General features: G+C 35.6%; 11 protein-coding genes. All 11 read right to left on the bottom strand.

Annotated features, from left to right (window positions below):
* Positions 1-47: 47 nt before the first annotated feature.
* The gene (locus tag OD90_RS12775; RefSeq protein WP_144669542.1) at positions 48-1,064 is read right to left on the bottom strand and encodes a glycosyltransferase family 4 protein; all 1,017 of its coding nucleotides are present in this window, start codon (positions 1,062-1,064) and stop codon (positions 48-50) included.
* Positions 1,018-2,343, bottom strand: coding sequence for an O-antigen ligase family protein (locus OD90_RS12770; protein WP_144669713.1), 1,326 nt, complete (start codon positions 2,341-2,343; stop codon positions 1,018-1,020). The genes OD90_RS12775 and OD90_RS12770 overlap by 47 nt, the downstream gene beginning before the upstream one ends.
* 40 nt (positions 2,344-2,383) lie before the next feature.
* Positions 2,384-3,457, bottom strand: coding sequence for a glycosyltransferase (locus tag OD90_RS12765; protein WP_144669541.1), 1,074 nt, complete (start codon positions 3,455-3,457; stop codon positions 2,384-2,386).
* Complete coding sequence (locus OD90_RS12760; RefSeq protein WP_144669540.1) at positions 3,458-4,567, bottom strand: glycosyltransferase; 1,110 nt, start codon at positions 4,565-4,567, stop codon at positions 3,458-3,460.
* A 7-nt stretch (positions 4,568-4,574) separates the two neighbouring features.
* Entirely contained in the window at positions 4,575-5,579 is a 1,005-nt protein-coding gene (locus OD90_RS12755) for a glycosyltransferase family 2 protein (RefSeq protein WP_144669539.1), read from the bottom strand.
* Positions 5,572-7,101, bottom strand: a complete 1,530-nt coding sequence (locus OD90_RS12750) for a glycosyltransferase family 2 protein (protein ID WP_144669538.1) — start codon at positions 7,099-7,101, stop codon at positions 5,572-5,574. Before OD90_RS12750 ends, OD90_RS12755 begins: the two co-directional genes overlap by 8 nt.
* On the bottom strand, positions 7,098-8,234 hold the full coding sequence (locus tag OD90_RS12745; RefSeq protein WP_144669537.1) for a glycosyltransferase family 4 protein: 1,137 nt from the start codon (positions 8,232-8,234) through the stop codon (positions 7,098-7,100). Before OD90_RS12745 ends, OD90_RS12750 begins: the two co-directional genes overlap by 4 nt.
* The gene (locus tag OD90_RS12740) at positions 8,234-9,628 is read right to left on the bottom strand and encodes a UDP-glycosyltransferase (RefSeq protein WP_144669536.1); all 1,395 of its coding nucleotides are present in this window, start codon (positions 9,626-9,628) and stop codon (positions 8,234-8,236) included. The genes OD90_RS12745 and OD90_RS12740 overlap by 1 nt, the downstream gene beginning before the upstream one ends.
* Positions 9,629-9,700: 72 nt before the next feature.
* Positions 9,701-10,402 (bottom strand): cytidylyltransferase domain-containing protein, encoded by a 702-nt coding sequence (locus tag OD90_RS12735; RefSeq protein WP_144669535.1) that lies wholly within the window; start codon positions 10,400-10,402, stop codon positions 9,701-9,703.
* Positions 10,402-11,562, bottom strand: coding sequence for a UDP-N-acetylglucosamine 2-epimerase (gene neuC / locus OD90_RS12730; RefSeq protein WP_144669534.1), 1,161 nt, complete (start codon positions 11,560-11,562; stop codon positions 10,402-10,404). Before neuC ends, OD90_RS12735 begins: the two co-directional genes overlap by 1 nt.
* Positions 11,563-12,567 (bottom strand): N-acetylneuraminate synthase family protein, encoded by a 1,005-nt coding sequence (locus tag OD90_RS12725; RefSeq protein WP_144669533.1) that lies wholly within the window; start codon positions 12,565-12,567, stop codon positions 11,563-11,565.

Raw genomic sequence — 12,567 nt, 5'->3', positions numbered from 1 at the left:
TAAAGGCATAAGGGGGATAAGTAAATTAGGGTAAATATATCATAAATTTAGTAGAGGAGTCTGTTCCATAATTCTTTTACCCGCTCCCAATCATAAGCTTCCACTTTACTTCTAGCTTTTTTGGCTATTACATAGGCATCAGTTGGATTTTTGATAAGAAATTCAATACTTTTTTTAAACTCCATAACATTATCTCGAGGTACAAGTATCCCATCCTCACTATTATTAATTAGAAACGGAATACCCCCTACATTAGTAGAAACAATTGGCAGTCCCAACGCCATAGCCTCAATTACACTTACAGGAGTATTGTCATAATTTGTGGTGTTTATAAAAATATCAGAATTTAAGGAATGTAAAACCCAATCCTTCTTAGACAGTTTACCCGTAAAGTTCACCGGTAATTTTTTAGCTGCTATATAGGCTTTACATTTTTCTAAGCTACCATCTTTTTCTGGACCTACCATTGAAAGTGAAGCTTCTGGATATATTTTTAATAACTCTTCTAAAATATAAATAGCCATCATAGGGTTGTAAATCTCTGTAAAGGAGCGAACCCACAAAAGCTTAGGTCTTAAAATCTTGCGTGTGTGAAATGGATAAAGTGATAACCTAATAGAATTAGGTATTTTAATGAGCTTAAAGAATTTTGCTTTCACGAAAGCGTTAAGTAAATAATCACTTGGGGCAACATTAATATGAGCACCATCAAAAAACTTTCTAGACACCTTTGAGTTTTTCTCTAACCGAGAGGGTAAATTCCCTCCGTGTAAAATAGGGATGTACGATTTGTTATACATTCGACATAAATGTCCAATTATAACGGCATACCAAAAATTGGTCGTGCTGTAGGTGTCAATCAATACGTAGTCAACAGAATTGTACTCTCTAAAAAAAGTAACAATCATAGCTACCATTCTCAAAATTTTATTTTTTTTATTTGAAGTTACCACTACATTATACCCCTCAAACCGTAGATCTTGACTGAGGGATTCAATATGTGTCAACGTATTTCCACTAGACGATAGTGCGTTGCCTACGTATAGGATATTTTTTCTTTTCATAGACAACATTTAAAAGAGACAAAGCATAGATAAAAGCAGGAGCAGCAATACGCATAGAAGAATGGTTAATAGTCAAAAACCAGAAACCTAATGCAGAATAAAATAGATAATTACGTCTGTTGCGAGATCTGTAAATCAATGGATAAATACTTAAGATAGCTAGTATGACAACACCTAATATTCCGTGTTCAGATAAAAGCCTACTTATTTCATTGTGAGAGGCCGCTATTGTACCTGTTTCCTCTGCCCTTACCTCTTTTACCTTGCCTACCCCTACACCTATTAAGGGGTTTTCATAAAATGCAGAAAGCTCAGTTTCTAATAGCTCTCCTCTACCCGTTGTTATATCACTCTTAAGGCGTCCTGCAGCATCTCTGTTTGTATACCTCTTATTTATAAGGCCATTTGTTTGAAACGAACTATAAGCTATAACACCGACAAGAACACCTACCAGTAAAATTACATAGACCAACATACGCCCACGGGCCTTTCCTTTAGAGCCCACAAAATAAATTATTAAGAAAGCTACACTTATAACAAATCCAGTTAAAATACCTCCTCTAGAAAAAGTAATAATTCCCTTATATAACAAAAAACTTGTGATTATGAGGTGCATAAGAAATAGCACTCGACTTTTGCTTTGAACAACCAACTGTGCTAAAGCCGCAAACATTCCCAATCCTAAAACTGTCGAAACTTGATTAGGTCCAAATCCACCTGTAGCCGCATAATTTGCGCCAGTACTACTCAACGATTCTCTCAAATCTGGAGTTCCTAATGTTATATAAATCGCCATCGCTACAACGGGAAGAAGAATCCATTTAGTCAGATCAGAAAGCTGTCTATACGTAATTTTTCTATCAATGCAGTAGAGTGCCGCAAGACCTAGGCATATGGGACCACTCAAATTAAAGAAAATTGCATTTTTAACATCAGTTCCTAAGTTTAGAGTGATCGCTGCTACCAAAACACTAGGTAACAGTAAGAAAATATATACCCAATATATTCCTGACTTACGACTAGTACCTGTAAAAACAAGTCCCATAAACATGAATGCTATCACAGAGTATTTTCCAGCCTCATAAATAGGTACAGCTTGTGTCATTCTAAAAAAAACCTCTCCTCCAGTCATATAGGCCGCAGCCATCAATGCTTCATTATTTTTGTTGCCAGATTTAATAATATTGTAAACAAAATATAAGATAGTTCCAGTAAAATAAACAAGAGACAGCGATCGAAAGAAATAGATCAAAAACCCTATGATGATATGAGTCACCATAAATAATATGTAGCGCTGTTGTTTTAATACTATCACTTGCCTAAAATAATAACCGTCTATAGATAGGGATTAATTTTTTAAAAAAAGCTTCCTTACTATAACTTTTTCTTACGCTTTCGCGAAAGCGTTTACCTACGAGACTAGCTTCCTCATTACTTAGATTGTAATATTTAAGTAATGCTTCTTTAAGTTCTCGGGAAACGTTATCTATCACAATACCATTCTCGTCTACAACCGCTGCACACTGTCCAACATTAGTTACAATTGCAGGAAGAGTGGCATTTCCATACTCTAATAAGGATACCGGAAGCCCTTCTGAATGAGACACTAAAACTCCAATATCCGATTGATTTAAAATATTCTGGACATCTTGACAACTCCCGTACAAAAAGACTTTATTCTGTAATTTATAGTTATTAATATATTCATTAATAGAAAAGGCATATAGATCATCAAATGATTGACCTACTAGATGGAGTGTCCAGTCTGAGAATTCAACAATGCTCTGTCTAAAAGCTTCAATAAGTTCTATATGATTTTTTTGAGGTCTTAAGTTTGCTAAGCAAACCACTCTTTTGCCCTCTATACCCATGAGATTTGTTTTTTTAATTTCATCATTAGAGAAACTAGCAAAATTGGGTATATATGCTACTTTCTTAACGCTCAAAATGTCTCGAGACCAATTGACTAGAGCAAAATTTACAGCTATAACTTGATCAAAATACTTAGAAACAAATTTTAATAAAGTTCTAGGTCTTTCTTGAAGTTTCTCACTCAAACCGTAATGATCGTGCCAAATGATTTTAAGTTTTGGATTTTTAATTTTAGCCAAGACTGCTAAATAAATGGAGGTAGAATGCGCGTGGATTATTTCAATTTCTTCTCTCTTGATCCACCTGAAAAAATTTAAATACGCACGTATATCCCATTTACTTTTTTTTTCTAAAAATAAATATGTAACACTGCTTGCTAAGGATGATTTTAATTGACCTTCGTGCCTTGTCGCACATATATAAGAGTTTACATTATGAGACAACAAACCATTTGCAATATTTACTGCCATACGCTCTGCACCACCTGCCTCTAATGTATCAATAAGCTGGAGAACTCTCATTTATAAAATTTTTTTGATCTTTTCCTGAAAAGCATCAAGTGTGTATTGTCTAGACCATTTTTGAGCTTTTTTACTCATCTCTGAAAGTTTGATTGTATCATCGAGTATACTTGATATCCAGTTCATTTTAATAAAATCTATATTATTAATAATGACACCTCTTTCTCCATACCCTAACATCCACGGTACTGAAGATATTGATGTTGCAATAGGTATTACTCCCCAATACATAGCTTCTGCTACTACCTTTGGCCATCCTTCACTTTTGGAAAGTAATATTAAAATATCACTTTTAAAATAAGCTTCTTTAATGATGTCTTCTGGTTGATTACCATGAATTCTGACCAAGTGCTCAAGATTATGTGTTAGTATATATCTTTTAATTCTAGCAATTTCGTTGCCCTCACCATACATGTCTAAGGAGATTTTAAGACCCATATCGTTTAACCTTTCAACAAGTTGAACGGTTTCATAAGGTCGTTTATTTTCTGACATAGTCCCCACAAAGATTGCTCTCAAGGGTGGTTGAAAATCTCTTTTGATTGATTCTCTAGCTTCTTTCGCATAATATGTCGCAGTAAAGAATGGTTTTATATTTTTCGTCATTCCTTCCCATTCCCCATACACAAGAACTTTCATATTTCTAGTGAGGAACGTGTTTGATAATAGCCACTTTTGTATTTTATAGGAAAAAGGTTGTTTTGAACTTGGATTCCAATTTCCAGCATACTTTCCGGTTTTCTTTTTCCACGGGAAAAGGATTTGTACAAAACAAGCGAGCAATGCCAAGTTTCCAGGGCAGCGAAGGTGTATATGGTCTGCCTTACGCATTTGATTCCACAATACAAGCGCTTGGTAAGGAAGAGTTATGAAGGAAATTATTGCATACAATGGTGTGTGAAACTCTAGACGCCGCAGACCTACCTGTTCAAAATCTTGAATTATAAAGGGCTGAGCCAAGAGATCTCCATCTATCCTTTTTGGACAAACAAATATCGTTTGATCTACAAGTGGCATCCATAAATCCATCTCTTTTACATAAGGAGCATAGGCTACTTTTTTTCCTCCTTGCTCTATAAGATGCGCATCTGAGATTACGAGAAATTTCACAGTTAGATTACTTAAATTTAGGTTTATAAAATATAAGACTCAAAAGCCCAACTAATCTTCCTAGAAACTCTGTCAGTGCCTCTTGGCGTCTGGAAGATGTCACAACATTAGTCAAACGGATTATAGCTAGCAACCCACTAATAATATACCATTTCAAAATATTATCCATGCCTGGATTAGGATACATTGTTTTCCAAACATACCAACCATTTCTAGATACCATCTTCCCATAATTGTATTGGTTGGGTCTTCCTGAGGAAGCATGATGGTGCTCTAATTTTGCTCCTGTATGAATATACATAGATCCTAATTTTGATATTCGAAAAGTAAAATCAGCATCTTCATAAAGACCATACCCTTGGAAGTATTCTGAAAATTTATTTTCCTTTAAAATCTGCAATGGGAAACTAGATACACCACCCATTAGTTGTTTTACTTCGTAAATTTTGCCTGAAGGAGGCAAAAAACTTGTGGGTCTTCCATGTCCAAATTTTGGTAGTATGCCTGGAGCAGTATTAGGTGCTAGTCCCAATTTTCTTCTCAGTTTGAATCGGCTACCTTCGGTTCTTCGGTAGTTATCATAATAAAAATGATTAATATCCTTTGCATCTTCCTTTTTTACTTTTTCCCATACTACCTCATTAGTAATATACCCCCCTACTCCTTTTGTTTCTGGAAACTTATGGTATACATCCAAGATACGCTCAAAATATGTCGGTTTTAAAATCGTATCATCGTCTAGAAAACAAACAATATCTGTGGACGTCTCTACACGATTAATTCCGTAATTACGCTGTTTGGTGAGCCCTCGATGCTTAGAGGAAACTTTAAAGTATTGAAGGTTTTTTATTCCGCTTTCGCGAAAGCGTATATCTGTTTCATCATCAGTACTACCATCTATGATTAGTATCTCATCGGGGTAGGCCGTCTGCTCTTGAACCGAGTCCAGCAAGGTAGTCAAAGGTTCTGGACGCATATATGTGCATATGATGAGTGAGAATTTTTTAGCCATGTAATGGAAGTTTTTCTGACCATTTTTCACTTATTTTCCAAGCTTTTTTAAAATAGCGATAATATGTATAAGGATTTTTAAAGCCATAAGTTTTATAAAACTTCAAGAATAATACTAACTTATACCCCCTAAGCTGTTCGACTGTATAATTTTTCTTTCGCTGATACATAATAAATGGAGAAGGTTTCGGTTGAATTAATTCTAAGCTCCAAGGAAATTTTGAAATTAACCTGAAGCCACCTGTAGGAGCTTTAAAATGTTGAATTTGAACTTTAGGTACATAAATAATATCAAAACCTCCGTTTCGTATTTGCATACCATAATCCGAATCCTCTCCGTAGCCGTACTCTAAAGTTTTATCAAAACGTAGATTTCTAGCAATATTTTTATGAACTAAACTACATCCTGAACCAAAATTTCCCCATTGTAAATACCACATTCTGTCTTCTTGTTCTCCTTTTTGTAAACAAGCAAATGTAAATGCGAGACCATTAGTATCTTCTATAGCTTTAATCGCCCCATTTATAAAATCTGGATTAATATGCACATCATCATCAAATAATAAAATCCAATCCGAACTTACCTTCTCTAATGCAATGTTGCGAGCATTACACGCTCCTACTTTATTTATTATAATGTGATCTATTTTATAAGGCCAACTTTGTTTAGAAATGTAATCAAGTTCAGACATACCTTGTAGGGACAGATCTTGCTCGACAATAATAACTTTTTCAGGAAGTATCGACTGGTTGGATAAATCCAGTAATACATCTTTTAGATATTCCTTTCGGCCCATTGTTGGAATGACAACATCGTAATTTAAGTGGTAATTAGAGAACTTAGTTCTATGCTGAAAATTTAGTGTTTTTCCAGTTTTTAACTTTGATTTTAATTGCGCTTTCGCGAAAGCGATAATAGGAAAAACTCCGTTGTATTTAGAAATCAATACCAGAGCGATAAAACTCCAGACTCTCTTATAATGTTGTACAACGAAGTCAAAGAACTCATTTTGACATTTCTTGCTAGCTGGTTCCGTTAAGATATCATCTGGGACATGATAGCAAAAAAGACCTTTTTCTTGTGCAATTTTAGCCACCGATGTCAATGTAAATTCCAAACTAGTATTTTGATAATCCCTTCTATCAAATTTATTAATAATGCTTGTATGGACAATTCCAGCAGTTCCCAACATTAACCAAGTAGGATAAATATTGTTTGTAGAAATAGCTGCAAATGGACTATCTGTAACATACCCTATTTCTGGGTATAAAAAATGATTCTTAATATTGCCTAAGCTGCATATTATTGTATTACGAGTAAAAGTTTTGAGTAGTTTTTCTCTTATAATTTTTTCTTGAGTTTTTAAAGATTCATCTAGCCAAAAAATTGTTTTATCGGGATATTGGGATGCAATTAGAAAAAATTGAAAACTAATTGATTTTTCTCTAGTTAAGGGTAATTCTTTACCGTGTTCATCTAGAATTTGCGTAGTTTCAGTCCCGTTATGATAAAAAAAAATCATACTCCTATTTGCTTTTTGTAGTATGCAATATTCTTTTCTACAATAACCTGAGTTGAAAAGTGACTTTTAACTCTTTCACGTGCACCATTTCCCAGCTCTTTTTTTAAATCAGGGTTTCTTAGAAAATTTAATAAATACTCGCTCATCTCAGTATGATGAGATGGGTTTACCATAAATCCTGTTATACCGTGTATCACCATTTCTTGTGCCCAACCTATATCCGACGTAACTAATGCCTTCTCCATACTCATTGCCTCTAGCCAAGTCATAGGAAATGCTTCAGCATAACTGGGTAAACAAACCACACCTGCCTGAGCGATATATTGCTGAACCTCTTTATAAGGAACATTATTTACAAAAGTTGTCTTTTCCAGTGCTTGAGGACTTAAGATATCCTTAATAAGAGATATAGTAGATACACAAAAAAGCATGTCTATTACGTCCTTACCTAAGAAAAGTAGCTCCGTGTCTGGTTTTTGTAATATTACGAGATTAAAAGCGTGTGCAATATCAAGAACACCCTTTTTTCTAATGACCGTCCCAAAATACAAAATTTGATTTTTCGTTTTTGAATGATTTGGAACAAAATGTTCCACATCTATTGCATTATGTATGGTTGTAATTTTATTTTTCAACTTAAAAATCTTAGCAGTGATATCTGCAGTATATTGACTCGCAGAAAGAATTGCATTTGCTTTTTGCAAATTCTTCTTTTCTAAAAAAAAATTTTTCCTTTTTTGAACCCTTCTATCCATACGACAAAAATAGGCATCACTCCCATTAAGCCTTACTACATAAGGTACTTTGAACTTAATAAAGGTTCCTATTCCAGTCCAATCTGGCCCTTCAATTAAGTTGATGTTATGTTGCGTGCAGAGTTCCTCTATCTTTTTTGAAATGTACTTTTTATAAAAATACCAATTTGCAAAGAGATATTCTTTTTTTCCTAAAGCATAAATTGAAATGCCGTCGTCTTTAAAGGTAAAATCCTTAGATTGATATGGAACTATAACACTTACTTGTAATCCTCTTGCTGCCATCGCGGTAGCTATATTCTTAATGCTTGTTCCTAATCCACCACTTTTTGCAAGATCTGGATGTGGATATTCTGGAGTAAGGAAGGCTATGTGCATTATAGACTGTGTTTATTAAATGCTTGCCAAATTCTACTTGAAGCTTCTGGCACTGGAATACCATTAACCTTTTTAAACCACTCTCGAGCCTTAAGCACGGTGTGCTCCGGACTATTAAGTGCAGTATCAATTTTAATCTCAAAATCTTCCTTACCATTAACCCATAAAACAGCATCCTTAGACGGCATCGACCTAAAATGAATATAGTTATACACTTTATGCACGTCCTTCTTCAATTCAATCCCAGAAGGGTTGTAATTTATATATAGACCCGGTTTACTCTGACTTACGTAGTCAAAGGCTATTGATGAACCTAAATTAACAGCAAATTTTGTATGCGCTACAGTATTGGTAAGCAAGGCCATATCTTCTTTTTTGGGCAAAGCAGTATTCCAGCCATCACCTAACTTTTCCCAGGCTGGAGCGATGCTAAAAATGATGTCATTATTTTCCTCAAGCACTTCATCAAACCGATTAGAAAAATCCACTGGACAACGCCTAAAAATAATGGCCAATGGTGATTCCGTTTCATTTCTATTTCTATTTCTAATGGTGGTCGCCAGATGGTCTAAATATATAGGGTCGTGGGGTGAAGTCGTCACATCATCTCCAGAAAAACAGATATAATCAAAATTGTTGGGAAGAGAATGTTTCATTAAGAATTCTTCACGTGACTGTAATAAATAAGCATCGAAATGTGGCTCAAACTGAGGCGATCCTGTAATAACAATCTGCTCCTCTTTTACATAGGGGTAATAATCCAAAAGTTGCTGTTTCATTAATTCACTCCAAACATAGTAAAAGTCTGTTTCGACCACCATAGTGGCTTTAGGAATGTTATCCCAAGAAAAAATAAAAGTAACTGTTGGAATCCCTAAATCTTGAGCAGCTAGCAATGGAGCAATGGCTTGCAGAGGCCTTTGGTTTGTGCAGAAAACAATATCTGGTTGTGCTTCTTCCAGCTGCTGCTTACAGCTTTTATAATACTGAGTTTTTCGTTCGCTCTTCTTTATTTTATCTCTAAGTGTACTCAGTCTAGTACCTGAATACTTCTTAGAAATTATATCTACAAGTAAATTTTTAACCTTGTTCTTCAATCCTCTGTTTGAAGGTTTAAAGCGATATGCATTGTAGATTGAATCATCAAATTTAGCAATAAAATTATCGAGCTCTATTTCCTTTCTTGCCCGTTTATATATGTCCGTTCTAGGAGAGGCCTTTCCTTCAAGTCGTACTTCTTTAAACCCTAATGAAGTCAAATCAAAAGGTGTGCTATTCCAATATGTAATGTCCCAACCGCTCTCCATTCCTATAGCTGGAAATGAGGTATATGCAAAGTTGCGCAATCCTACGCCATCTGGAAGAAAAATAAATATGGATTTTTTTGGGGACATCTTTTACAATAAAGGCTACAGAAAGTACAAATATACCTTTTAAAAAAGAAGTTGGACGTTGTAAGAAAAATGCTACTCGTTACTTATACGCTTTGCAATACGTGACGCTTTCTCCCAATCTTCTAAAGTATCAATATTTACATATCTGCTTGAATCCGTGAGGATATATTGAAGTGTTTCACCGTAAAATGAGTTTCCTAAGGTGAGTATATCACTCTTTGTTATATAGATTGATCCATCCCTTATAAAAGCATCAGGTAAGTCTTGACGCCTTTTTATAATTTCATCTTCTCCTGTTGCAATTTTTAGATGTCCTGAAGAACGCTCTTCAAAAACCCAATGTGGATTATACTCGTGAGGTACTTTTTGAACGGATATCAATGCATCTGTCTGCTGCGCTTTGAACTGATGTATAGCCATATCTATATCTTGAGAAGACCTAAAAGGTGTAGTCACCTGTAGCAAACAAACCGCATCATAGGTACGCCCAATATCTTTTAAAAATGAGATTGCGTGTTGCACAACTTCTAGAGAACCAGCACTATCTGTGGCCAGTGTAGCAGGTCGTATGAAGGGAACCTCAACTCCCATGTTCTTAGCCATCCCTATAAGAGTAGCATCTTCAGAAGAGAAAATAACATCATCAAGTTCCTTAGATTGCAATGCCGCCTCTACGGTATATTGCATTAAAGGTTTTCCCTCGAGCAGCTTTCGATTTTTGTAAGGAACACCTTTACTTCCACCACGGGCTGGAATGATACCTAAAATTCTCATTAGTAGGTTATCGTTTTATGAAATCGTAATTCAATGGTGGAAAGAATGTCTGCAATTTTACTACCACTATCTCCAGACCCATAAATAATACTTTTAGTGTTCTTGGGATGTAAAATTTGCTTTTGAATTGCCTCTTTGATAGCAATATTGTTATAATCCACATCAATTACATTATTTCCTCTCAACCTCCTATTCTGTCGTGTCCCAATATTTACTACTGGAACCCCTAGGTACGAACATTCTCGTATGCCCACACTACTATTCCCTATAAGGCATTTACTATGTGATAGTAGTTTTAAAAAATCTATAGGCTCCATATTTTTAAAAAACCTGATTTTTGAAGGATTATGTTTTTCTCTGTAGGAGCGTATTCCGTTAGAAGTACCATCTGCTCCTGCATCTACATTAGGCCAAAACCAAAACGTTGGGATTCCCAATGCATCCACTACTTCGAGTGTTTTAAGAATATCTGCTTTAGCTTCACTATATTCTGTGGTTACTGGGTGTTGCATAACCACGATGTAATCTTCACTTTTGGAAATCATCGCGCCTACACCTCCATATTTCTCTATAGGGTCAAAATCTAAGGAGGTTAGATCGACCATATCTTTTGCAATATCTATGGAGGGACAACCCGTATTAAAAACATAATCTGGATCCTCCCCTAGTTTTAAAACCCGTTCTCGCGCGTCTTCTGAGGTCACAAAGTGAATATCTGCCAGTTTCGTATTTGCGTGGCGTACTTTCTCATCTATATTTCCCGTGACTTCACCACCTTGTAGGTGAATGAGGGGTATATTTTGATATGCAGCGGCGATAGATGTCGCTATTGTTTCAAAACGGTCAGCAATAGTAAGGACTGCATCTGGCTGTAAATTATAAAATACATTCGCCAGTTCCATTAAGCCGAGTCCCGTAGTTTTGGCCATTACAGTATTATTCTCCCCTTCTAAAACCATATAGACCTTCTCGTTAATAACAAAACCATCTTTTTCAATAAAATCAACAGCGTTGCCATACCTATCAAGAAGGGCAGAACCCGCAACAACGAGTTGTAATTTTAAATCTGGATGATTTTTTATAGCCTTTAAAACGGTCTTTACACGGCTATAACTAGGTCGCGCGGTGATTACGGCACATATTGTTCTAGGTTGCTTCATTTAATTAATGTCTTCACTATTTAAAAATTCCCAAGCACTCATATTTCGAACTAGTGGTCTTCCTAAAACATCAGCAAAGGAAGATGCTAATATTCCAAAACCTTTTGGCTTCTTAGCTTCTAAATCTTCAAAAGTTAAGATATGTCCTAGTTCTAAATCTTTATTAACTGCTAAAGATTTTTCAAACATTTGTTTTGCTTTCGCGAAAGCGGAATTATCCTGTTTATCCACTGGATGGTTCATGGCAACCTCAATATCCCTGATCCCTTGAACTAACTGCTTTATTTCCTCTATTGTTAAAGAAGAAGACACGTCTGGTCCAAACATTTTTTTATCAAATACTGCATGAAACTCTAAAATATTTGCTCCCAGCGTAACTGCTGCAATTCCCGTTGCAACCTTTGCAGAATGGTCTGAAAAGCCAACTGTCACATTATATCGCTCTTTTAATTCGTTGATAATGTTGAGACCGTATTGTTTTGGCGCTGTCGGATAACTTGTTGTACACTGTAAGATAGAGAACTGCGCATTGTGTTCTTTGAGCAGCTTTACTGTTTCATCAAGCTCTGCATACGAACTCATACCACTTGAAATAATAATAGGTTTACCCGTCTTCAAAATCTTTTTAAGCAGTAAATGATTGTTTACTTCACCGCTTCCTACTTTGTATACTGCTACATTTGCTTTCTCAAGAACATCTACCGCTGCATTACTAAAGGGACTACTTATAAATTTCAAGCCTACTTCCTCACAATGTTTCCCGATTTCTATCCATTGCTCTTGGGTAAATTCCATACGCTTCCAGTAGTCATATCTAGTAGTATCCTGCTTAGAAAATTTAATCCTAAAGGGTTCGTGTATGCTGCTTTCTGCCTGAGCAATATGGGTTTGAAACTTTATCGCATCTACTCCTGTGGTCGCAACAGCATCAATATATGCGTGCAAGGTACCCAAGCTACCATCGTGGGCTTGTCCTATTTCTGCTATGATTTTTGTCTTGGCCAT

Source organism: Dokdonia sp. Hel_I_53 (assembly GCF_007827465.1).
In the GTDB taxonomy this organism is placed as follows: domain Bacteria; phylum Bacteroidota; class Bacteroidia; order Flavobacteriales; family Flavobacteriaceae; genus Dokdonia.
The sequence above is the reverse complement of the archived record's forward strand: the minus strand, read 5'-3'. Positions and strand labels throughout refer to the sequence as shown.